Source organism: Stenotrophomonas sp. SXG-1 (assembly GCF_014083965.1).
Taxonomy (GTDB): Bacteria; Pseudomonadota; Gammaproteobacteria; order Xanthomonadales; family Xanthomonadaceae; genus Stenotrophomonas; species Stenotrophomonas geniculata.
Window position 1 is genome coordinate 1,724,360 of the sequence record NZ_CP046588.1, and the last position, 22,046, is coordinate 1,746,405.

Here is a 22,046-nt window from a genome sequence, read left to right on the forward strand (position 1 = left end):
GCGCGTTCATTGATCCGGATCAATGACTGAACGGATACAGCTTTTACACCAAGCTGAATCGTTCCTGCGTTGTCATCAAGCCGTCATCCACGCGCGATAGATGGCCCACGCGCGCGTCGCTAACCTGCCACGCTGTCGCACCTTTTCCCCGATTGCCCATGAAGCGCCTGCTGCTGTTGTTGCTGGCGTGCGCCGGCCTGTGGCTGGCTGCATGCTCGCCCTCGATCAATGCCTCGTCCACCTCGCTCGCCGATCGGCTGATCGCGCCGGGTGGCGTATCGACCCTGCTCGATCGTCCGCGCATTGCCGCAGCCATTGCCGAACTGCCCAATCGCCACGGCTTCGCGCCGGGCCGCGATGGCGTGCCGATCTTCTGGCGTGTGTTCGATCCTGGCGATTACGGCGCGCGTTACCACTACCTGCCGCAGCGCCACGAGAACGGCCTGCCGCTGGATACCGGCTTGAGCCTGGCAGTACCGCGACCGTTCCGCGCGCAGGCACCGCGCGGCACCGTGGTGCTGCTGCACGGCTGGATGATGAATGGTGATTCGATGCTGCCGTGGTCGTTGCAGCTGGCCGAATCCGGCTACCGCGTGGTCACGCTCGACCTGCGCAACCATGGACAGTCCGGTACTGGGCCGTCGGGCTATGGCACCTATGAATCCGACGATGTGGTGGATGTAATCGGCGAGCTGCGCGCACGTGGTGAAGTAACCGGCCCGCTGTACCTGTTCGGCGTGTCCTATGGCGCCGCCACAGCGGTATTCACCGCCGACAAGCTCGGCGACCAGGTGGAAGGCGTGGTGGCGATGGAATCGTTCGCCAATGCCGGTGTAGCGATCCGCACGATGATTCCGCACCTGATGGGGCTGCAGCCGGAAGGCCTGAAGGCGCAGGCGGTCGCCTCCTACGCGCGCTGGCGCTATGGCGGCCAGGACATCAACCAGGTGATCGCCGCCGCCAGCCGCCGCATCGACGTCGATCTGGACCGTGTGGACGTGGCCCGCGCGCTGGCCGATACCCGCGCCTGCGTGCTGTTGCTGCACGGGCAGGGCGACCAGCACATTCCGGTCAGCCAGGGCCGCGAGTTGGCCCTGGCCAACCCACGCGCGCACTACATCGAGATGCGCGGCGAGGACCACATCACCCTGCCGCTGCGGCTGGACCTGCTGGCTGGCGTGGTCGACGACTGGATGGCGCGCGACGAGCATCACCCGAAGAGCGCCTGCCCGGCACCGCAACTGCCGGCCCAGGCCGAGTGGCTGACGCGTAGCTGAGAAAAGGGGACGGAGGGGATCAAGTCGTTTCCCGCACACCAAGGCAGGAAACGACTTGATCCCCTCCGTCCCCTTTTTCTGTCAGGCCACCCGTCGTGCCAGTGCTCGCGCGGATGCGGCTACGCCCAGCAGCAGCGCGGCCACGCACAGGAAGGCGAATCCGAGGCTGGTGCCGTGTGCCAGTGCACCGATCGCTGCCGGGCCGGCGAGGATGCCGGCGTAACCCAGCGTGGTCACCGCAGTGATGGCGATGCTCTCCGGCATCACCCGTTGCTGGCCGGCCATCGAGAACAGTGCCGGCACGATATTGGCGCAGCCCAGCCCGACCAGCACATAGCCCGCCAACGCCACCGGGAACGACGGTACCAGCGTGGCCAACGTGAACCCGGCTGCGGCGGTGATGCCGCCGAAGACCAGGGTGCGGGTGCGGCCGAGGCGCTCGACGATGCCGTCGCCGAACAGGCGCATCGCGGTCATCGCCAGCGTGAACAGCGCGAAGCCGGCGCCGGCCTGGTCACGCGGCACCTGCCGCACTTCGGCCAGGAACACCGCGCTCCAGTCCAGCATCGAGCCCTCGGCGAGGAACACCACGAAGGCCAGCACGCCGATGAACAGCACCACGCCGTGCGGCAGCGCCAGCAGTGGGCCTTCGTGCAGGATCCGTTGCGGTCGCCAGTGCGGCGCCGACAGCACCGCAACCAGCAGCAGTGCCGCCACCGACACCAGCGCGGCCAGCCACAGCGGTGTACCCAGGATCAGCAGGCCGGTCATGCAGCCGGCGCCGACGAAGCCACCGATGCTGTAGAAGGCGTGGAAGCCGGACATCATTGCGCGCCCGGCGTCGCGCTCGACCGCGACCGCCTGCATGTTCATCGCACAATCCAGCGCACCGACGCCGGCGCCGAACACGAACAGGGCCGCGCCCAGCGCCACCGGCGAGGGCGCCAGCACCAGCAAGGGTAGGGCGCACAGCATCATCGCGCAGGTGATCACCATCACCCGTCGGCAACCCAGCCGCCCGGTCAGCGCGCCCGCCAACGGCATCGCCAGCAGCGAGCCGAGCCCGAGGCACAGCAGCACGGCGCCAAGGCTGGCGTCGGACAGCCCGGCCTTGGCCTTGGCGTAGGGCACCATCGGCGCCCACGCGGCGGTGGCGAATCCGGGAATGAAGAAGGCGGCACGGGTGGCGTGCTGCTGGGCACGTGGGGATGAAGGCGTCATGCGCGATGCGAAGCTCCAGGGGACGTTCATGAAAACGTTTTCAGGCCGGATCGGCAAGTGCCATGCGTGACATCGGGCGACGCATACGATTGCAGTGACTCGATCGCGTCACCAGCGATTAACGTCGCCCACGGACAGTGGCTGCACGGTCGGCACCCCGCCGGCCGCTGCCGGAGATCCGTACATGAGCACGACACCGACCATCCTCCTCGTCCATGGATTCTGGGGCGGGGCCGCACACTGGGCCAAGGTGATCCTGGAACTGCATCGCAACGGCCACGACCGGGTGCAGGCGGTGGAATTGCCGCTCACGTCGCTGGCCGACGACGCAGGACGCACCCAGAAAATGATCCGGCAGATCGACGGTCCGGTGCTGCTGGTCGGCCACTCCTACGGCGGTGCGGTGATCAGCCAGGCCGGTAACGAGCCCAACGTGAAGGGCCTGGTCTACATCGCTGCCTTCGCGCCTGATGCCGGCGAGAGCCCGGGTGGCATCACCCAGCAGCACCTGCCGGAGGCGGCGCCGAACCTGGCACCGGACAGCGATGGCTACCTCTGGCTGCGTGCGGACAAGTTCCATGAGAGCTTCTGCCAGGACCTGAGTGCCGACGAGGGCCGGGTGATGGCGGTGACCCAGAAGGCGCCGCTGGCCAGCACTTTCGGCGACACGGTCAGCGATCCGGCGTGGAAGCACCTGCCGAGCTGGTACCAGCTGTCCCGCCACGACCGCATGATCGCGCCGGAAAACCAGAAAGCCATGGCCGCAAGAATGCAGCCCAAGCGCCTGCTGGAGCTTGATGCCAGCCATGCCTCACTGGCCTCGCAGCCGAAGGAAGTGACCGCGCTGATCCTGGAGGCCTGCGCCGCCATCGGCGCCTGATCCCGCACCAGTACACCGCACGACAGCCGGGGCGCAGGGGAGTACACTCCTGCGCCTGCGGCCATCCGGCCGCGTCCCTCTCTTCCCTCAAGCCGCCGCCAGAGGATCCCACCCTATCGTGGAGGTCCCGCCGTGCTGTCTGTGCCTGTCCGTTTTCCGCGCTTGTTTCCGCGTCGCCTGCCGCTGCCGCATGCACTGGCTCAAGGCCTGCTACTGCTTGCACTGAGCAGCGGCACCGCTGCTGCCCAGTCCACCCAGGACGAGGACAAGGCCAAACCGGCACCCGCCTCGCAGACCCTGCAGACCGTGCAGGTCACTGCCAACCTGCTCGGTACCATCACCGAGGGCAGCGGCGCCTACACGCCCGGCACCATCGCCACCGCCACCCGCCTGGTGCTGACGCCGCGACAGACGCCACAGACCATCAGCGTGATCACCCGCGCACAGATGGATGACTTCGGCCTGCACGGCATCGATGACGTGATGCGGGTGACCCCCGGCATCAGCATCGTCACCTACGACAGCGAGCGCACCGAGTACTACGCACGTGGCTTCGCCGTGCAGAACTTCCAGTACGATGGCATTCCGATGTCGCGTGACTCGGCCTACTCGGCGGGCAACACGCTCAGCGATACCGCCATCTATGACCGCATCGAGGTGCTCAAGGGCGCCACCGGCCTGTTGACCGGCATGGGCGATCCCGGCGCGACCATCAACCTGGTGCGCAAGAAGCCGGGCAAGGACTTCGCCGGCAGCGCGACGCTGGGTGTGGGGCGCTGGGATGACTACCGTGCCGAGATCGATGTCGGCGGCCCGCTGACCGCCGATGGGCGCGTGCGCGGTCGTGCAGTGGGCGCCTGGCAGGACAAGCATTCCAATCTCGATTACTACCAGCGCACCAGCAAGGTCGGCTACGCGGTGCTGGAAGCCGATCTGGGCGAGCGCACGCTGCTGACCGTGGGTGGCGACGTGATGGACAGTGACCCGAAGGGCTCCACGTGGGGCGGCATTCCGCTGCTGGACAGCGCCGGCAACTTCAACCGCATGCCGCGCTGGTTCAACAATGGTGCGCAATGGGCCGGCTGGCGCCAGTACGTGCGTACCGGTTTCGCCACGTTGGAGCACACGTTCGCCAACGATTGGATTGCCAAGCTGCAGCTTAACCACCAGGTCAACGGCTATGACGCCGCACTGGCCGGTGCCGCCGCTGGCAATCCCGATCCGTTGACCGGCGAGGGCGTCAGCCTGTGGCTCGGGAAGTACGTTGGCAAGACCGTCAGCAATGCCGCCGACTTCTATGTGAGCGGGCATTTCGGCCTGTTCGGGCGTGAGCATGAGCTGGTGGTTGGCGGCAGTGCCTCGCGCAAGCGCTGGACCAATACCGGCTACGGCGCGCAGGCGGGGTTCCCGGATACGGTGCCGGACTACCGCAGCTGGAATGGCGACATTGCCGAGCCGCAATGGCAGCGCAGCTACGACAACAATGAAGTGACCCGCGAGAACGGCCTGTACGTGGTCGGCCGCTTCGACGTGGCCGATCCGTTGAAGCTGATCGTCGGCAGCCGTCTGGCCAGCTACCGTTCGCCGGACACGCGCGAGACCGGCGTCTATGTGCCGTATGCCGGCGTGGTCTACGACCTCGGCGAGCACTATTCGGTGTACGCCAGCTACAGCACCATCTTCAAGCCGCACAGCGAGCGCGACGAGCAGGGCAAAGCGCTGGATCCGCTGGAAGGCCGCAGCTACGAGATGGGGCTGAAGGCCGAGTTCTTCGATGGACGCCTCAATGCCAGCGCGGCGCTTTTCCAGCTTGATCAGGACAACTTCGCCCAGCCTACCGGCGGCAAGACGCCGGATGGCCAGGATGCCTACCGCGCGTTGATGGGCGTGCGTACCAAGGGCTATGAGCTTGAAATGTCGGGCCAGCTGGCCGAGGGCTGGCAGGTGCAGGGTGGGTTCTCCCACAAGATCGCCCGCCAGGCGGGAACCAAGGTGACCACGCTGGAACCGGAGAACCAGGTCAGCCTGCACACCAGCTACCGCCTGCGCGGTGCCTGGCTGGGGCTCACGCTGGGTGGTGGCGCACGCTGGCAGGATTCGACCTTCGGCGAGATCACCAATCCCGCCACCCAGGCCAAGGTGGTGCATCGCACGCAGCCTTACTGGTTGCTCGATGCGCTGGCGCGCTACCAGTTCAACGATCGCCTGTCGGCCACGGTCAACGTCAACAACCTGTTCGACAAGCGGTACTACACGATCTTCAACTGGTACAGCACCTACACCTGGGGCGAGCCGCGCAATGTGCGGCTGACCTTGAACTACAGGTTCTGACGCGGGTTTTGTAGAGCCGAGCCCACGCTCGGCTGGCTGTCAAACCGCAGCCGAGCATGGGCTCGGCTCTACACATACGCCCGCGATGCTTTTCGGCATCGCGGGCGTTGTGGTTACAGCGGCAGGTCGAACACCAGCACTTCGGCATCGTTGCCGTTTTCCAGCGTCAATTGGGCTTCGTCGCTGACCTGCAGTGCATCGCCGGCTTCCAGGGTGATGCCGTTGACCTGCAGCTGGCCACGCGCCACCTGTACATAGGCGCCACGACCGTTGCCAAGCGCATGGTGCAGCTTCTGGCCGCCGTCGAGGATGGTGGCGAAGATGCGGGCATCCTGGTGGATGCGCAGCGAACCGTCGGCACCGTCCGGCGAGGCGATCAGGCGCAGCTGGCCGCGCTTGGTCTCCGGTGCGAAGTGGGTCTCTTCGTAGGACGGCGTGATGTTCTCGGTATCCGGGAAGATCCAGATCTGCAGGAAATGCACGGTCTCGTCGGCCGAGTGGTTGAACTCGCTGTGGCTGACGCCGCTGCCGGCGCTCATGCGCTGCACGTCGCCGTAGCGCAGCACCGAACCGGTGCCCATCGAGTCCTTGTGCTCCAGCGCGCCACCCAGCACGTAGGAAATGATTTCCATGTTGCTGTGGCTGTGGGTGCCGAAGCCCTGGCCGCCGATCACCTTGTCTTCGTTGATCACCCGCAGCGGGCCGAAGCTGACGTAGCGAGGGTCGTAGTAGTTGGCGAAGGAGAAGGTATGGCGCGAGGACAGCCAGCCATGCTCGGCCAGGCCACGGGTAGCGCTCTTGCGGATCTGCAGCATGATGGAATCTCCTTGTTCGATGGTTTCGATAGGGCGGGGTGGGCCGGTAGCCGCTGTTTTTCCCCGTTGAAGAGAAGTATCCGCTTGCGCCCGGGGTTTGAAAAACGGATAGTTTTGACAGCCATCATCGAAAAATTCGAATGCTCAAGCTCAGCCTCGATGCCCTGCAGATCCTGGATGCCATCGACCGCCGCGGCTCCTTTGCCGGCGCCGGCAAGGCCCTGCACAAGGTGCCCTCGACCATCTCCTACACCGTGGCCAAGCTGGAGGAGGATCTGGGCGTACAGCTGTTCGACCGGGTCGGCCCGCGTGCCGAGCCGACCGAGGCCGGCCGCGCGCTGCTGGACGAGGGCCGGCATCTGCTGCGCGCTGCGCGCGAGCTGGAGCTGCGGGTGCGCCGGGTGGCGTCGGGCTGGGAGACCGAGCTGACCCTGGCGGTGGATTCAGTGTTCCCGACCTGGCTGCTTGGACCGGACATCGCCGCGTTTCGTGAGGCGGAGGCGCCAACCCGGTTGCGGCTGATCGGCGAGGCGCTATCCGGCACCTGGGAGGCCCTGCTGGACCGCCGCGCCGACCTGCTGGTCGGTGCACCGGGCGAGGGCCCCAGTGGCGGTGGTTACGTGGTCGAGCCGCTGGGCACGGTGGAGTTCGTGTTCGCGGTCGCACCCGAACATCCATTGGCTGCAGTACCGGGCGTGCTCGGGCGCGAGCAGCTGGTCGAGCACTGCGCGATCGCCGTCTCCGATTCGGCGCGGCGGCTGTTGCCACGCACGGTCGGCCTGTTGATGGGGCAGGAGATGCTGACGGTGCCGGACATGGCCAGCAAGCTGAAGCTGCAATGCGAAGGCGTCGGCTTCGGCTTCCTGCCTGAACCCTGCGCGCGCGCGGCGGTGGCACGCGGCCAGCTGGTGATCCGCGAGGTGGAGGAACACAAGCCGGAAGAGACCTTCTGGCTGGCCTGGCGCACCGGCGAGGACGGCGCCGCGTTGCGCTGGTGGCGCGAGCGCCTGCGCAGGCCGGAGCTGCTGTCGCAGTGGTGGCAGGCAATGGCCAGGGGGTAGGGGTTTGGCAGGGCTGCGCCCTGCACCCGCCGAAGCAACAGCTATGGCCGAAGCAACAGCTATGGCCGAAGCAACAGCAACAGCAACAGCTGGTTTCCTGAGGGATGGCGGGGTGGGTCCGGTTGCGGGAGACGCCGTAAACCCGTCCATGGGGGCTTGGCCGCGGCATCCATGCCGCGGACACTCCCGCAACCGGACCCACCCCGCCTTCGACAGAGTCCCGCTGCTGTTGGTAGGTGTCGACCTTGGTCGACACGGTAGATCCACGCCATGCGTGGATGCTCTTCGATCAATTATCGAAATACTCGAACTCGATGGAGATTCATCCACGCATGGCGTGGATCCATCAGATCGCGGAAATCTGTCAGAGGTGGGGCGGCATGGGCAGGCAGGACCGTTGGCGGCATGGATGCCGCCATCGAGCCCCCATGGATGGGTTTACGGCGTGTCCTGCCTGTCCATGCCGCCCCGCCAACCCACGGAACACCAGCTGTTGCTGTTGCTGTTGCCGTTGCCTTGGCTTGAAGCATCTGCAGGTGCAGGGCGCAGCCCTGCCGAAAAACACACATAAAAAAACAGCAGGCCGAGGCCTGCTGTTTCGGTGTAATGGTGCGCCCGGAGAGATTCGAACTCCCGACCGCCTGGTTCGTAGCCAGGTACTCTATCCAACTGAGCTACGGGCGCCAATTACATAAACCTGTTGTGTTGACTGTGTATGGTGCGCCCGGAGAGATTCGAACTCCCGACCGCCTGGTTCGTAGCCAGGTACTCTATCCAACTGAGCTACGGGCGCGCGGTACACAATCAAATTTTAAAACATTTCCAGCGGCGGATGCTGAAAACCTGTCGAGTGGTGCGCCCGGAGAGATTCGAACTCCCGACCGCCTGGTTCGTAGCCAGGTACTCTATCCAACTGAGCTACGGGCGCCCTGCGACAGGAGCGGAATTATGCGGATGTCGGCGCGAACCGTCAACAGTTTTTGTGAAAATTTTCATCCAACTGAATGAAAAAGCTGTCAGCCACGGCGTCCGGCGCCTTCAGCCACGCGAAATGATCGGCGCGCGTGCCCAGTTCCTGCGCGGACAGCACGCGCAGCTGCGCGTCCACATTCGGCAGCTTCGCCAGCAGCGTCTGCATCGATCCGGTGGGGGCCAACCAGTCGTGCTCCATCAGCACCGCCTGTGCGCTGCCATGCACGCGCGCCATCTGCGCATCGAGGTCTTCGTCCATGCCGGACGCGGCGTAGTGGTTGTTCAGGCCCACGCGCGCCCAGTCGGCAATCAGCCCGCGCGCTTCGGTGCCACCAAAGCCGAGGCGACGGCCATGCAGGACGCCCTGGCGCCGCGCGATCCACGGCAGGAAGCGGTAGACCAGTGGCAGCAGCCAGCCACGCGGTGGCGGGAACCCGCGCCAGAACGGTGAGCCACTGGCGGCCAGCCATAGCCGGTTGAAGTAGTGCGGATTGCGGCCGGCATGCACGCAAGCCAGCTGCCCACCGAGACTGTGTCCACCGATGATCCAGGGCAGGGCGCCGGCGTCGTCATCCGCTGTGGCCATGACCGCCTGGCTGGTTGGCAGATCCTGTTCGAGTACCTCGCGATAGCCCCAGTCCTGCGTGCGCGACGGGCGCAGTGAACTGCTGCCGTTGCCGCGCCACTCGTGCAGGTAGACCGCCACGCCCTTCGCCGCCAGCGCCAATGCCAGTGGCAGGTAGTGGCGCGCGGCCACGCCCAGTGCCGGCAGCCACAGCAGGCGCGCGACGGGATGTGCAGGCACGCAGGCGATCACTTCGTAGCGATGGCCGTCGTTGCACTGCACGGCGAGGATGCGTGGCGTCAGGCTCATGCGTGCGGTGCCGCGCCGAAATGGTCGAGCACCAGCACTTCGCTGCGGCCCGGCGCATAGCCTTGCTGCAGCCCACGTGCAACGTAGTCGATGCCGGCTTCGCAGGCATTGGCCAGGCTCAGGCCATTGCACAGCTGCGCAGCAATGGCCGAAGCCAACGTGCAGCCGGTACCGTGCGCGTCCAGTGGCAGGCGCGCATGGATGAATTCTTCGCTGCTGACGCCGTCGAAATAGCGGTCGATCACGCGATTGCCTTCCTGCAGGTGACCGCCCTTGAGCAGCACTGCGCCCGCACCGAGGTCGAGCAGGGCTGAGGCGGCCTGTTCTGCGTCTTCGCCGTTGCTGATCTTCCGGCCGACCAGCAGTTCTGCTTCCGGCGTATTGGGGGTGATCAGCGTGGCCAGCGGGATCAGGCGCTCACGCATGGCCTGCAATGCGCTGTCTTCCAGCAGGCGTGCGCCGCTGGTGGCGACCATCACCGGGTCCAGCACCACGTGGGGCGGACGATGCTTCTCCAGTGCGTCGGCGACGGCATGGATCACTTCGGCGTTGGCCAGCATGCCGAGCTTCACCGCGTGGATGTCGAAGTCGTCGAAGCAGGCGTCCAGCTGCGCGCGCAGGAAGTCGATTGGTGGCACGTGCACGGCGGTCACGCCGCGGGTGTTCTGTGCGGTCAGCGCGGCGATCGCCGAAAGGCCGTGCACACGATGCGCGGCGAAGGCCTTCAGGTCGGCCTGGATGCCGGCGCCGCCGCCGGAGTCGGAGCCGGCGATGGTGAGGGCGGAAACGGGAGTGGTCGGGCTCATCAGGCGATTGTGCCGTGGTCCTGCAGGGGAAGGTAGATCCACGCCATGCGTGGATGCCTTTGATCCGCTAGGCGGGGTCAGATCCCATTTCCGCAGGAAAAGGGATCTGACCCCCAGAGCGCGACCCTCAGTGCCGCCAGCGCGCCCACTGCTGGTACAGCACATAGCCCAGCCCGGTCAGGCCGGTCAGCAGGGCGGGGGCGAGCAGGGCGTCGTACTGCCAGCGCATGAACAGCCAGGCGCCGATGATGCCGCCGGCGAGGAAGCCGCTGATGATCAGGCCGCTGAGGGTCAGGCGTCGTACCTGCAGCGGCAGCCCACGCAGCAGGTGGCCCAGGCCGATGCCGAGGTCGGTGAACATGCCGCTGAGGTGGGTGGTGCGTACCACCGCGCCACTGAAGGTGGTGGCCATCGCGTTCTGCAGGCCGCAGGCCATGGCGGCGGCCAGTGCGCCCCAGATCTGGTGCTGTTCGAACAGCGGAATGGCCACCAGCAGCAGCGCCGATTCCAGTGCCAGGGCCACGCCGTAGCGACGGCCCAGCTGCAGGGTGCTGTCCTGGATCAACAGGCCGCTGAGCATCGCGCCCAGCGAGAACGCGATCAGCAGTCCCCACAGGTGGCCGACCGCGCGCCAGTCACCCTGGGCCAGCGCCATGCCCAACTGGCTGGTGCTGCCGGTCATGTGGCTGACGGCCTGGTGTTCGAAACCGAGGAAGCCGACGACATTCACCATGCCGGCCACGCACGACAGCGCGACCGCGCCGATCCAGACCCAGGTGGGCAGGCGAATTCCCATCGGCGGGGCCCCTCAGGGCCCGCCGAAGCCGCCGTTGAACTGCAGCTCGCTGAAGGTGTTGTTGGCCGGGTCGAACACCGCGCCCCAGAACTGCGTGCCGCCGTCACAGACGCGGATCGCTTCCCGTGCCGGATTGATGCCGCTGTCGTCGGGCAGGTGGAAGGCGTTGATGTAGATCAGCCGCTTGCCGGCGCTTTCGATGCCGACGTACTGGCGGTCGAAGTCCAGCACCTTCGGTACCTGTGCCTCCAGCGATGACAGCCGCGCTTCCAGCTGGTCGACCTGCTGCCGGCTGGGCGCCCAGTAGCCGCTGACCCGCCCGGCCTCGCGGCCGGGGCTGGTGCGCGAGCAGGTGTCGAGTACCTGCGCGGCGATGATCGGGCGGGTGACCACCCAGGACTGGCCGGTGCGCTCGGCGGTCGGCACGCTGGCCGGGCCGCGCGTGGTCGTGCAGGCGCCGAGCACGGCTGCGAGGGTGATCGCAGCCGTAGGCAGCAGCAGGCGGGTGCAGCGGTTCACAACACCTCCGAAGCATAATCGGCCAGGCGCGAACGCTCGCCACGGCGCAGGGTGATGTGTGCACTATGCGGCCAGTTCTTGAAGCGATCCACCGCGTAGGTCAGGCCCGAAGTGGTTTCGGTCAGGTACGGGGTGTCGATCTGCTCGACGTTGCCCAGGCAGACGATCTTGGTGCCGGGGCCGGCACGGGTGATCAGCGTCTTCATCTGCTTCGGGGTGAGGTTCTGCGCCTCGTCCAGGATCAGGTAGCGCGACAGGAAGGTGCGGCCGCGCATGAAGTTCATCGAGCGGATCTTGATGCGGCTGGCGAGCAGGTCGTTGGTGGCCTGGCGGCCCCAGGTGCCGCCTTCCTGGTTGTGCGTGAGCACTTCCAGGTTGTCGGTCAGCGCGCCCATCCACGGCGTCATCTTTTCTTCTTCGGTGCCGGGCAGGAAGCCGATGTCCTCGCCGACGCTGACCGTGGCGCGGGTCATGATGATCTCGCGGTAGCGCTGCTGGTCCATGGTCTGGGCCAGGCCGGCGGCCAGCGCCAGCAGGGTCTTGCCGGTACCGGCGGTACCCAGCAGGGTGACGAAGTCGATCTCCGGGTCCATCAGTGCGTTCAGTGCGAAATTCTGCTCGCGGTTGCGCGCACTGATGCCCCACACGGCGTGACTGCCGTGGCGGAAATCATCGACCAGCGACAGCACCACCTTGCCATCGCCGACCACGCGGCTGACGCGCAGTTCGACCTCGTCTTCGCCGGGCAGGTAGACGTACTGGTTCGGGTACCATTCCTCGCCGTCCTGCGCGAGGATTTCGTAATGGGTACGGCCCTTGTCGCTCCAGCTGCGCAGGTCGTCGCCGTGGCGCTTCCAGAAGTCTTCCGGCAGCTCGGTGGCGCCGGTGTAGAGCAGGCTGAAATCGTCCAGCGCGCGGTCGTTCTCGTAGTCCTCGGACACGATGCCGGCGATGGCGGCCTTGATCCGCAGGTTGATGTCCTTGGAAACGAACACCACCGGCAGATCCGGCGTCTCTTCCTTCAGGGCCAGGATCGCGCCGAGGATGGCATTGTCGGGAATGACCTTGCCAAAGCTCTTGCCCGCGTCGAAATGACTGGTCTGGAAGCGCAGCTTGCCGGCGCTCTGCTTGCCGCGCAGCTGCAGGCCGTTGGGGCGCTGCAGCGGAATGCCGTCGGCCAGGTTGTCCAGGCCGGATTCCTGCACCAGTTCGTTGAGGAAGCGGCTCACCTGGCGGGCATTGCGGCTTGCCTCGGAGGTGCCCTTCTTGCCGTTGTCCAGCTCTTCGATCACCTGCATGGGCAGGTAGACGTCGTGCTCCTCGAATTTGAACAGCGCGGTGGGATCGTGCATCAGCACGTTGGTATCCAGCACGTAGATGCGCTTGCCTCGGGTCATCGTCGATTCCTGGTTACGGACAGGGAAAAACCACCACGGCCTGCTGCGGGGCAGGGTGATGGCAGACACAGTAGGCAGTGGGACTCACTTGGACTGGGAGGCCTTCAGTTCGGCGAGAACGGCATCGGCATGGCCGGCAACCTTGACCTTGCGCCAGGACTGCACGATGCGGCTGTCGGGGGAAATCAGGAAGGTGCTGCGTTCGATGCCACGTACCTGCTTGCCGTACATGTTCTTCATCTTGATCACGTCGAAGGCGCTGCACAGCGCTTCGTCGCCATCGCTGACCAGCGGAAAGTTGAAGCCCTGCTTGGCACAGAAGTTGTCGTGCGACTTCACTGAGTCGCGCGAGACACCGAGTACCACCGCGCCTGCCTTCCTGAACTTCGGCAGCAGCGCGTTGAAGTCGATGCCTTCGGTGGTGCAGCCGGGGGTGCTGTCCTTGGGATAGAAGTACAGCACCAGCCAGTGGCCGGCGTAGTCGCCGAGAGTGGCCTGTTCGCCACCGGACAGCGCCAGCGGCAGGGAGAGGGTGGTGCTGTCCAGGGTATCGCCGTTGTTCATGAGGTCCTTCTGTCGAGCCTGGGTTCTTTCTACGACAATTGCATGAAACGCCACGCGCCCGTGAGAGGCGCGCGAAAAATCCGCACTTCCGATCAGAATTTCATCGGGTCCATGATCGCGTCCAGGTTCAGGTGGTCGCAGAACTCGAGGAAATCGTCGCGCAGCGCGGCGATGTGCATGTTGGCCGGCACGCCGATGGTGACCTGCGCGCTGAACATTTCCGCACCGGTCTGCATGGCGCGGTAGCGCGTGCTCTGCAGGTTCTCGATGGTGATGCCCTGGCGGTCGAAGAAATCGGCCAGCTGGAACAGGATGCCCGGCTTGTCGGCGGCGATCACCTCGACGATGTACGGCAGCAGGTTGGACTGCGCCTGCTTGGCGGCGGTGCGGTACCAGACCAGCTTCAGGCCTTCCTCGCGCTCGAGCCGGGTCAGCATCGCTTCCAGCTTGGCCACCGAGTCCCACGAGCCGGTGGCCAGGGCGGTGACCGAGACATCGCGGCCGACCGTGGCCAGGCGTGCGTCCACCAGATTGCAGCCGCTGTCGGCGATGCGGCGGGTGACGGACAGCAGGGGGGACTCCGGATGCGTCGTATAGGCGTTGATCAGGAGGTGGTTTTCGCTCGGCGCGGGGCGCGGGGTGGTGTCGGTCAAGGCGATTCCGGGTAATGCATGCGTTAGTCTGAATGCCCGCCAGAGGCGGGGATCCACCGGTGTCCAGCATACTTGCCCGTGCTTTCGCGCCGCAAGTAACATTCAAGTCGCCCCCGGCCTTTCGTGGCGGGCGTTTTCCCTTCCCAGCCAAGAGCAGCACGTCCTTGTCCCTTTCCGGCCTCATCACCGCGCTGGCGACCCCGTTCCGGGCCGACGGCGCCCTCGATCCCGACGGTTGGCAGCGCCTGCTGCACCTGCAACTGGAAGGTGGCGTCCATGGCGTTGTCGTAGCCGGCTCGACCGGTGAAGCGGCAACCCTCACCGATGCCGAGTACGACCTGCTGCTGGCCAGCGCGGTCGAGCTTATCGGCGGCCGCATCCCGGTCATGGCCGGTACCGGCCTTTCGGGCACCGCCAAGACCATCGAACAGACCCGCCGTGCCGCCGCGCTCGGCGCCAGCCATGCGCTGGTGGTCACCCCGCCTTACGTGCGGCCGACCCAGGCCGGCCTGATCGCGCACTACCGCGCGGTGGCCGACCAGGGCGGGCTGCCGGTCGTGCTGTACAACGTGCCTGGCCGCACCGGTTGCGACATGCAACCGGAGACCGTGGCCGAACTGGCCAGCCATCCCAACATCGTCGGCATCAAGGAGGCGGTGGGCGACACCGGCCGGGTGCAGGCGCTGCTGGCCCTGCGCAGCCCGCAGTTCGCCGTGCTCAGCGGTGACGACGGCACGGCGGCCCGGTCGATCCAGGCCGGCGTCGATGGCCTGATCTCGGTCGGTTCCAACGTGCTTCCGGGCGCCTACCGCCGGATGTGCGAACTGGCCGCCGCGCACGATCACGAAGCCACCGCGTCGTGGGATGCGCGCCTGCATCCGTTCCATGATTTCTGTGGTGTCGAACCGAACCCGATTCCGGTCAAGGCGCTGCTGCGCCGCATCGGCATCGGTCACGACCTGCGCCTGCCGCTGCTGCCCCTGTCGGCGCCGCATCATCCGGCGGCCGACCACCTTGCCGGCGACATCGCCGCCCTCGAAGCCCTTTCCAGCCACTGACCTTCCGTCTTGGTCTGACCCAGGAGATTCACATGCGTCAATCCGTATCCACCGTCCGCGTGCTGTCCTACGCCCTGCTTGCGGTGGCCGTTGCCGCCGGCACCACCGGCTGCTTCAAGCGTGGTGTCAAGGGCGACTACGCCCTGGCCCCGGAAATGCGTCCGCTGGAAGTGCCGCCGGACCTGAACCTGCCGACCACCACCGGTGACAACAAGGTGCCGACGCTGGCATCGGCGACCAAGCCGGCCGCGCCTGCGGCTGCGGCCCCGGCCGTGGGCAACACCGGTTTCACCATCGCCGGTGGCAAGGACGAGGCTTTCGCCAAGGTCGGCACCGCGCTGGAAGGCGTGGAAGGTGTGACCATTGCCAGCCGCGCGCAGCTGCTGGGCTCGTATGACGTGGCCTACGAAGGCAGCAACTTCCTGGTCCGCGTGGTCGCCGTCGATGCTGGCGCCTACATCTCCGCGGTCGACCCGCGTGGCCTGCCGGCCACCGCCGAAGCGCCGGTGAAGCTGATCGCTGCGCTGAAGGCGAAGCTGGCGCAGTAAGGGCTGGTCGGGTGGGGGCGGGCCTTGGTCCGCACCCGCTCTGGTGGAGGCCGACCTTGGTCGGCGCTTCTGTGCCAACCAAGGTTGGCACCTGCCGGATCGCAAGGTTGGCATACCGGATCTTGCGGTTGGCGTTTACCGGAAAACAGAAAAGGGCGCCCGTGGGCGCCCTTTTCGTTGCCGCCGTGGGCGCTTCTCAGCGCTCCAGCAGCTTCAGCTTGTCCGGCTTGCCGTCCCATTCGCCGGCATCGGCGGGCGGGTCTTTGCGCACGGTCAGCACCGGCCACTCCTTCGCCAGCTCGGCGTTGAGGGCCACGAAACTTTCCTGGCCGGCAGGAACATCGTCCTCCGGGAAGATCGCGTTGACCGGGCATTCCGGTTCGCAGAGGGTGCAGTCGATGCACTCATCCGGGTCGATCACCAGGAAGTTGGGGCCTTCGTGGAAGCAATCCACGGGGCACACTTCCACGCAATCGGTGTGTTTGCACTTGATGCAGTTTTCGGTGACGACAAAGGGCATGGGCTGGGGGTGGATCGATTCCTGAACCCGCCAATTCTAGAACAGGTTGGCCCCCGGTGTCGGTGCGGGGCGGAAATCGGGCGTCTGGCAGGCGCGGCCGTGGCGGTCATTGGCGGCAGGGCGAGGCCTGTGCGACGCTGCGGGTCAGCCGGCTGCGTCGGATGGCCGGACCCCTTCCCAGCAGGATCGTCCATGTCCCCAGCCCAGCCCAACATCGCCTCCCATGGCGGTGAGAACACTGCATTCATCGTCCTGATCAGCTGCGTGGCCACCCTGGGTGGATTCCTGTTCGGCTTCGACAGTGGTGTCATCAATGGCACGGTCGATGGCCTGCGCCAGGCTTTCAACTCCAGTGAGGCGGCGCTCGGTTTCGAGGTCGCCTCGATGCTGCTGGGCTGCGCGATCGGTGCCTTCCTGGCCGGCTGGCTGGGAGATCGCCTGGGCCGTCGTGGCGTGCTGATCGCCTCGGCGCTGATGTTCCTGGTTTCGGCGCTGGGTGCCGGTGCCGCACACGCCTCCTGGTTGTTCATTGCCGCACGCGTGCTCGGCGGCTTCGCGGTGGGCGCGGCCAGTGTGATGTCGCCGGCCTACATTGCCGAGGTGGCTTCGGCGCGCTATCGCGGGCGTTTGGCCACGGTGCAGCAGATGGCGATCATCTGCGGCCTGTTCGCCGCCTTCCTCAGCAATTACCTGCTGGCCCGTGCCGCTGGGGCGTCGACCGAGCCGCTATGGCTGGGCCATGAGGCCTGGCGCTGGATGTTCTGGATGCAGGCGCTGCCGTCGGGGCTGTTCCTGCTGTTGTTGCTGGTGATTCCGGAAAGCCCGCGCTTTCTGGTCGTGAAAGGGCGTCAGCAGCAGGCGAGGGCGGTACTGTCGCGGCTGTACGGCGAGGCCGCTGCGGCGGCCAAGCAGGCCGAGATCGAAGCCAGCCTGGCGCAGGACCAGCACAAGCCGCGCTTTGCCGACCTGCGCGACACGGTCAGCGGCAAGCTGCGCCCGATCCTCTGGGTGGGCATCGGCCTGGCCATGTTCCAGCAGCTGGTCGGCATCAACGTGGTGTTCTACTACGGCGCGGTGCTGTGGCAGGCGGTGGGCTTCTCGGAAAGCGATGCGCTGCTGATCAACGTGCTGTCCGGCGCGCTGAGCATCGGCGCCTGTCTGCTGACGGTGCTGTTGATCGACCGCATCGGGCGCAAGCCGCTGCTGTGGATCGGTTCGGTCGGCATGTCGGTGGCGCTGGTGCTGATGGTGGTTGCCTTCGCCAGTGGCAGCCTGGCCGACGGTCGCCTGCAGCTGTCCGACGGCATGGGCCGACTGGCGCTGGTGGCAGCCAACGTCTACGTGGTGTTCTTCAACATGTCCTGGGGCCCGGTGATGTGGGTGATGCTGGGCGAGATGTTCCCCAATCAGATCCGTGGTCCGGCGCTGGCGGTGGCCGGCGCCGCGCAATGGACCTCGAACTTCGCGATCACCGTGACCTTCCCGATGCTGCTGGCCGGCATCGGCCTGGCCGGCGCCTACGGCATCTATACGGTGGCGGCCATCCTCTCGATCGTCTTCGTGGTCCGCTACGTGCGCGAGACCAAGGGCAAGGAGCTGGAGCAGATGGAAGGCTGACGGCGACTGGCTTCGGTTGCATTCCGTTGGCGCCTGCCTGTCCAGAGTGTGAGGGGGCAGGCCGCCCTCTCCAGGACACGCAAAAGCCCATCCATGGTGCTCGATGGCGCCATCCATGGCGCCAACGGTCCTGGAGAGGGCGGCCCGCCCCCTCCTGACAGTTTCATGGTGCGTGCGGATGCGGCGAAGTGCTGGTCGGTTGTTGCCGCAGCTCGCGGGAAACCGTCCAGAGTCGGTGGGGTCACCCAGGGCAGGACCGTTGGCGCCAAGGATGGCGCCATCGAGCCCCCATGGATGGGTTCACGGCGTGTCCTGCCCTGGGTGACCCCACCGGCTCAAGCCGATTGCAGGCAGGCGCCAAAGCGACCAAGCCGATCGATGCCATTGCAAACCCCGGAAAACAGAAAAGCCCACACAAGGCGGGCTTTTTCGGTTCCTGCTGCGGCGACTGGCGCTCCCTAGGGGACTCGAACCCCTGTTTTAGCCTTGAGAGGGCCACGTCCTAACCACTAGACGAAGGGAGCGTAACTGTGTCGCTGCCGAGGCAGGAGCGCTAGTATATGCACCTCGATGCCATTGGGCAATCCCGAAACTTCAACCGGAAGCGCCAACATCATTTCCTCTGCTACATCACCGTTCAGCCTGCGCGTCATCCCGCGCGACCAGCACACGATCTCCCGCAAGGACATCAGCCCGAACGCCCTGCGCGTGCTTTATCGCCTGCGCGATGCCGGCTTCGGCGCCTACCTTGTCGGCGGCGCGGTGCGCGATCTGCTGGTCAATGGCCAACCCAAGGATTTCGACGTGGCCACCGATGCCACGCCCGAACAGGTCAAGCAGCTGTTCCGCAACTGCCGCCTGATCGGTCGTCGGTTCCGCCTCGCCCACGTCGTGTTCGGCCGCGAGATCATCGAAGTCGCCACCTTCCGTGCCAACAGCGATGACGGCAGCGGCGACCGCGAGATGGAAAACGGCATGCTCGTGCGCGACAACGTGTACGGCACCATCGAAGACGACGCCATCCGCCGCGACTTCACCTGCAACGCCCTGTACTACGCCATCGAGGACTTCTCGGTGCGTGATTACACCGGCGGCTTCGAAGACGTCCAGGCGCGCCTGATGAAACTGATCGGCGACCCCGAGCAGCGTTATCGCGAAGACCCGGTGCGCATGCTGCGTGCGGTGCGCCTGGCGGCCAAGCTCGGCTTCCAGATCGAAGAGGGCACCGCCGCGCCGATCCCGCACCTGGCTGGCCTGCTCAACGAAGCCGCACCGGCACGCCTGTTCGAGGAGGTGCTCAAGCTGTTCCTGTCCGGGCACGGCGTGGCCAGCTTCGAAGGCCTTGAGCGTTACGGCCTGCTCGACGTGCTGTTCCCGGAAAGCGCCAAAGCATTGAAGTCCAACCGCACCGGTGCGCTGCGCCGCATGCTGGTCGAGGGCCTGGCCAACACCGATGCGCGCGTGGCCAACGACGAGCCGGTCTCGCCGGCGTTCCTGTTCGCGCTGCTGCTGTGGCCGGCGTTCTGCCGCGCGCAGGCGACCCTGCTCAAGCAGGGCGTGGCACCGGAGGAGGCACAGCGCCGTGCTGCCGACCGTGTGACCGTGCAGCAGCTGAGCACCATCGCATTGCCGCGCCGCTTTTCGCTGCCGATGCAGGAAATCTGGCTGCTGCAGTCGCGCTTCAGTTCGCGCCAGCGCAAGCGCGTGTTCCGTACCCTGACCCACCCGCGCTTCCGCGCCGCGTTCGATTTCCTCAGCCTGCGCCAGGTCGCTTCGTCCGAGCATGCAGTGGATGTCGAGTTCTGGCGCGAAGCACAGGCGCAGTCCGGTCGCGAGCTGGAGTCGTCGCTGGATGCGATGCACAGTGAAGACGGCGATGACGAGAGCGGGGCACCGCGCAAGCGCCGCCGTCGGCGTCGACGTCCCGGTGCTGCTGCGGCGGGCGAGTAAGCGATGACCTTGGCCTGGATCGGCCTCGGCGCCAACCTTGGCGACGCGGCCGCGACCGTGGGCGCGGCGATTGCCGCGCTGGACGGCCTGCCAGGAACGCGCCTGCGACAGGCCTCGAGGCTGTACGCCACGCCGGCGTGGGGCAATGAAGACCAGCCGCCGTTCGTCAACGCGGTGGCCTCGGTCGAAACCACATTGCCGGCCGATGAGCTGCTGCAGGCGATGCTGGCGCTGGAGCGGGGCTTTGGCCGCGTGCGCGATCCGGCGGTGCACTGGGGGCCGCGCGCACTGGACCTGGACCTGCTGCTGTATGGCGCGCAGGTGCTCGACCATCCCGGCCTGCAGGTACCGCATCCCTACATGCACGAGCGTGCCTTCGTGCTGGTGCCGCTGGCCGAAATCGCGCCGGATCTGGCCATTCCCGGCCATGGCCGCGTGCAGGATGCAGTGATGCGGGTGGATGCCTGCGGGATCGCGCCGATAGGGTGATAATGCCCGGGTTATCTCCCCCGGTTATCAGCACATGAGCACCCACGCAGACAGCAAGCCCTGGACCGTTCCCGCCCTGGCCGAGGCCAAGCGCAATGGCCAGAAGCTGGTCATGTTGACCGCCTACGACGCCGGCTTTGCCCGTACCTTCGATGCCAATGGCGTCGACCTGATCCTGATCGGCGATTCGCTGGGCATGGTCGTGCAGGGCCATGATTCGACCCTGCCGGTGACCGTGGCCGACATGGTCTACCACACCCGCGCCGTAGCCCGTGTGCTGCAGCGTGCGCTGCTGGTGGCCGACCTGCCGTTCGGTGCCGATGCCACCCCGGAGCGCGCGCTGGATGCTTCGCTGCAGCTGCTGCAGGCCGGTGCCGAGATGGTCAAGATCGAAGGTGCCGGCTTCAAGGTCGACATCATCCGCTACCTGGTCGAGCGTGAGATTCCGGTCTGCTCGCACCTGGGCCTGACCCCGCAGTCGGTGCTGCGCCTGGGCGGCTTCAAGATCCAGGGCCGTGGCGATGCCGCGCGCCAGCTGGTGGAAGATGCCAGGGCCGTGGCCGCTGCCGGCGCCAGCATCATGGTGCTCGAATGCGTGCCGACCCCGGTCGCCGCCGAAGTGACCGCGGCGGTGGATGTTCCGACCATCGGCATCGGTGCCGGCCCGCAGTGCGACGGCCAGGTGCTGGTGCTGCACGATTTCCTCGGCCTGGACAGTGGCCATCGCCGTCCCAAGTTCGTCAAGGATTTCCTTGCCGAAGGCGGTTCGGTGGCCGGTGCCACCCGCGCCTATGCCGACGCCGTGCGCGACGGCAGCTTCCCCGACGAACAGCACGCCTACGCCCAATGATCCAGACCTTCAACGAGCTCGGCGCGCTGCGCGAGCAGATCGCCCAGTGGAAGCGCGAGGGCCTGCGCGTGGCGCTGGTGCCGACCATGGGCAACCTGCATGGTGGCCACCATTCGCTGGTGACCCTGGCCCGCCAGTACGCCGACAAGGTGGTGACGAGTATCTTCGTCAACCCGACCCAGTTCGGGCCGAACGAGGACTTCAGCCGCTACCCGCGCACGCCCGAGGCTGACGTGGCCGGGCTGGAGCAGGCCGGCTGCGATGCGGTGTGGCTGCCCAGCGTCGAGGCGATGTATCCGCTGGGCGTGGACAAGACCACGCAGATGCACGCGCCGGGTGTCAGTGAAGTGCTGGAAGGCGCCAGCCGCCCGGGCCACTTCGACGGCGTGTGCACGGTGGTGGCGCGCCTGTTCCTGCAGGTGCAGCCGGATGTGGCCGTGTTCGGCCGCAAGGATTACCAGCAGCTGGCCGTGATCAGGCAGATGGTGGCCGAGCTGTCGTTCCCGGTCCAGATCGTCGGTGCCGAGATCGTGCGCGACGAGGATGGCCTGGCCAAGAGTTCGCGCAACCAGTACCTCAACGCCGAACAGCGACCGGTTGCGACGACCATTCACCGCACGCTGCTGGGCATGCGCGAAGGCTACGTGGCCGGGCACACGCGGGTGCAGATCGAGGCCGACGCCACGGCGGCGCTGCAGGCGGCCGGTTTCCAGGTCGACTACGCCGTGCTGCGCACGCCCGAGCTGGCCGAGCCGACCTTCGACGGCGGTGGCCGCGTGGCGCTGATCGCCGCGCGCCTGGGCACGACGCGCCTGATTGACAACCTGGAGTTCTGAGCCGCACGCGGC

At 66.5% G+C, this 22,046-nt stretch carries 20 protein-coding genes, 4 tRNA genes and 1 pseudogene; 11 read left to right on the forward strand and 14 right to left on the reverse strand.

Features of this window, described 5'->3' with window-relative positions; all coding sequences use genetic code 11:
• The first annotated feature begins 158 nt into the window (after nucleotides 1–158).
• Nucleotides 159–1,277, forward strand: a complete 1,119-nt coding sequence (locus tag GOC52_RS07960) for an alpha/beta hydrolase (protein ID WP_019338298.1) — start codon at nucleotides 159–161, stop codon at nucleotides 1,275–1,277.
• An 81-nt stretch (nucleotides 1,278–1,358) separates the two neighbouring features.
• On the opposite strand, the gene GOC52_RS07965 is transcribed toward GOC52_RS07960, so the two are convergent.
• Entirely contained in the window at nucleotides 1,359–2,498 is a 1,140-nt protein-coding gene (locus GOC52_RS07965) for an MFS transporter (RefSeq protein ID WP_010484275.1), read from the reverse strand.
• Between the two features lie 184 nt (nucleotides 2,499–2,682).
• Between GOC52_RS07965 and GOC52_RS07970 the strand changes: the two genes are divergently transcribed.
• Together GOC52_RS07970 and GOC52_RS07975 are read left to right on the forward strand one after the other, a co-directional pair.
• Nucleotides 2,683–3,378: an alpha/beta hydrolase gene (locus tag GOC52_RS07970; protein WP_049455347.1), complete on the forward strand. Its 696-nt coding sequence runs from the start codon at nucleotides 2,683–2,685 to the stop codon at nucleotides 3,376–3,378.
• 132 nt (nucleotides 3,379–3,510) lie between these two features.
• The gene (locus tag GOC52_RS07975) at nucleotides 3,511–5,709 is read left to right on the forward strand and encodes a TonB-dependent siderophore receptor (RefSeq protein ID WP_191851104.1); all 2,199 of its coding nucleotides are present in this window, start codon (nucleotides 3,511–3,513) and stop codon (nucleotides 5,707–5,709) included.
• Between the two features lie 113 nt (nucleotides 5,710–5,822).
• On the opposite strand, the gene GOC52_RS07980 is transcribed toward GOC52_RS07975, so the two are convergent.
• Nucleotides 5,823–6,524 carry a pirin family protein gene (locus tag GOC52_RS07980; protein WP_049434728.1) on the reverse strand — a complete coding sequence of 234 codons (702 nt, stop codon included), beginning with the start codon at nucleotides 6,522–6,524 and terminating at the stop codon, nucleotides 5,823–5,825.
• Nucleotides 6,525–6,664: 140 nt separating this feature from the next.
• Between GOC52_RS07980 and GOC52_RS07985 the strand changes: the two genes are divergently transcribed.
• Nucleotides 6,665–7,585: a LysR family transcriptional regulator gene (locus GOC52_RS07985; protein WP_049455349.1), complete on the forward strand. Its 921-nt coding sequence runs from the start codon at nucleotides 6,665–6,667 to the stop codon at nucleotides 7,583–7,585.
• Nucleotides 7,586–8,192: 607 nt separating this feature from the next.
• Here GOC52_RS07985 and GOC52_RS07990 read toward each other — a convergent pair.
• The 10 genes and pseudogenes from GOC52_RS07990 to GOC52_RS08035 all read right to left on the reverse strand — a co-directional run bounded on the left by GOC52_RS07990 (nucleotide 8,193) and on the right by GOC52_RS08035 (nucleotide 14,166).
• Nucleotides 8,193–8,269, reverse strand: a tRNA-Arg gene (locus GOC52_RS07990).
• 32 nt (nucleotides 8,270–8,301) lie between these two features.
• Nucleotides 8,302–8,378 (reverse strand) — tRNA-Arg (locus tag GOC52_RS07995).
• A 58-nt stretch (nucleotides 8,379–8,436) separates the two neighbouring features.
• Nucleotides 8,437–8,513: transfer RNA gene (locus GOC52_RS08000), tRNA-Arg, on the reverse strand.
• Nucleotides 8,504–9,431: pseudogene (locus GOC52_RS08005) on the reverse strand (alpha/beta hydrolase family protein). The gene GOC52_RS08000 and the pseudogene GOC52_RS08005 overlap by 10 nt, the downstream one beginning before the upstream one ends.
• On the reverse strand, nucleotides 9,428–10,237 hold the full coding sequence (thiD, locus tag GOC52_RS08010; protein WP_010484282.1) for a bifunctional hydroxymethylpyrimidine kinase/phosphomethylpyrimidine kinase: 810 nt from the start codon (nucleotides 10,235–10,237) through the stop codon (nucleotides 9,428–9,430). The pseudogene GOC52_RS08005 and the gene thiD overlap by 4 nt, the downstream one beginning before the upstream one ends.
• Before the next feature lie 127 nt (nucleotides 10,238–10,364).
• On the reverse strand, nucleotides 10,365–11,033 hold the full coding sequence (locus GOC52_RS08015; protein WP_010484284.1) for a YoaK family protein: 669 nt from the start codon (nucleotides 11,031–11,033) through the stop codon (nucleotides 10,365–10,367).
• Between the two features lie 12 nt (nucleotides 11,034–11,045).
• On the reverse strand, nucleotides 11,046–11,552 hold the full coding sequence (locus GOC52_RS08020; RefSeq protein WP_010484285.1) for a hypothetical protein: 507 nt from the start codon (nucleotides 11,550–11,552) through the stop codon (nucleotides 11,046–11,048).
• Complete coding sequence (locus tag GOC52_RS08025; protein WP_010484287.1) at nucleotides 11,549–12,949, reverse strand: PhoH family protein; 1,401 nt, start codon at nucleotides 12,947–12,949, stop codon at nucleotides 11,549–11,551. The genes GOC52_RS08020 and GOC52_RS08025 overlap by 4 nt, the downstream gene beginning before the upstream one ends.
• An 84-nt stretch (nucleotides 12,950–13,033) precedes the next feature.
• Entirely contained in the window at nucleotides 13,034–13,513 is a 480-nt protein-coding gene (locus tag GOC52_RS08030) for a peroxiredoxin (RefSeq protein WP_010484289.1), read from the reverse strand.
• A gap of 92 nt (nucleotides 13,514–13,605) precedes the next feature.
• The gene (locus tag GOC52_RS08035) at nucleotides 13,606–14,166 is read right to left on the reverse strand and encodes a glycine cleavage system transcriptional repressor (RefSeq protein WP_005409051.1); all 561 of its coding nucleotides are present in this window, start codon (nucleotides 14,164–14,166) and stop codon (nucleotides 13,606–13,608) included.
• A gap of 164 nt (nucleotides 14,167–14,330) precedes the next feature.
• Here GOC52_RS08035 and dapA point away from each other — a divergent pair, with 164 nt between their 5' ends.
• Together dapA and GOC52_RS08045 are read left to right on the forward strand one after the other, a co-directional pair.
• Nucleotides 14,331–15,224, forward strand: coding sequence for a 4-hydroxy-tetrahydrodipicolinate synthase (gene dapA, locus GOC52_RS08040; RefSeq protein WP_010484294.1), 894 nt, complete (start codon nucleotides 14,331–14,333; stop codon nucleotides 15,222–15,224).
• 32 nt (nucleotides 15,225–15,256) lie between these two features.
• Complete coding sequence (locus GOC52_RS08045) at nucleotides 15,257–15,772, forward strand: hypothetical protein (protein ID WP_010484296.1); 516 nt, start codon at nucleotides 15,257–15,259, stop codon at nucleotides 15,770–15,772.
• 196 nt (nucleotides 15,773–15,968) lie between these two features.
• Here the strand turns inward: GOC52_RS08045 and fdxA are convergent, their stop codons facing one another.
• Complete coding sequence (gene fdxA / locus GOC52_RS08050) at nucleotides 15,969–16,292, reverse strand: ferredoxin FdxA (protein ID WP_004153066.1); 324 nt, start codon at nucleotides 16,290–16,292, stop codon at nucleotides 15,969–15,971.
• Nucleotides 16,293–16,484: 192 nt separating this feature from the next.
• Here fdxA and GOC52_RS08055 point away from each other — a divergent pair, with 192 nt between their 5' ends.
• Nucleotides 16,485–17,909, forward strand: coding sequence for a sugar porter family MFS transporter (locus GOC52_RS08055; RefSeq protein WP_010484300.1), 1,425 nt, complete (start codon nucleotides 16,485–16,487; stop codon nucleotides 17,907–17,909).
• A 449-nt stretch (nucleotides 17,910–18,358) separates the two neighbouring features.
• On the opposite strand, the gene GOC52_RS08060 is transcribed toward GOC52_RS08055, so the two are convergent.
• Nucleotides 18,359–18,433: transfer RNA gene (locus GOC52_RS08060), tRNA-Glu, on the reverse strand.
• A 52-nt stretch (nucleotides 18,434–18,485) separates the two neighbouring features.
• Here GOC52_RS08060 and pcnB point away from each other — a divergent pair.
• Genes pcnB through panC form a run of 4 tightly spaced genes read left to right on the forward strand, consistent with a single transcriptional unit; the run spans nucleotide 18,486 to nucleotide 22,034 of the window.
• Nucleotides 18,486–19,859, forward strand: a complete 1,374-nt coding sequence (gene pcnB, locus GOC52_RS08065) for a polynucleotide adenylyltransferase PcnB (protein ID WP_029550838.1) — start codon at nucleotides 18,486–18,488, stop codon at nucleotides 19,857–19,859.
• A gap of 3 nt (nucleotides 19,860–19,862) precedes the next feature.
• The gene (gene folK, locus GOC52_RS08070; protein WP_019338321.1) at nucleotides 19,863–20,348 is read left to right on the forward strand and encodes a 2-amino-4-hydroxy-6-hydroxymethyldihydropteridine diphosphokinase; all 486 of its coding nucleotides are present in this window, start codon (nucleotides 19,863–19,865) and stop codon (nucleotides 20,346–20,348) included.
• Between the two features lie 34 nt (nucleotides 20,349–20,382).
• Entirely contained in the window at nucleotides 20,383–21,198 is an 816-nt protein-coding gene (gene panB / locus GOC52_RS08075) for a 3-methyl-2-oxobutanoate hydroxymethyltransferase (RefSeq protein WP_019338322.1), read from the forward strand.
• Entirely contained in the window at nucleotides 21,195–22,034 is an 840-nt protein-coding gene (panC, locus tag GOC52_RS08080) for a pantoate--beta-alanine ligase (RefSeq protein ID WP_010484306.1), read from the forward strand. The genes panB and panC overlap by 4 nt, the downstream gene beginning before the upstream one ends.
• The last annotated feature ends 12 nt before the right edge of the window (nucleotides 22,035–22,046 follow it).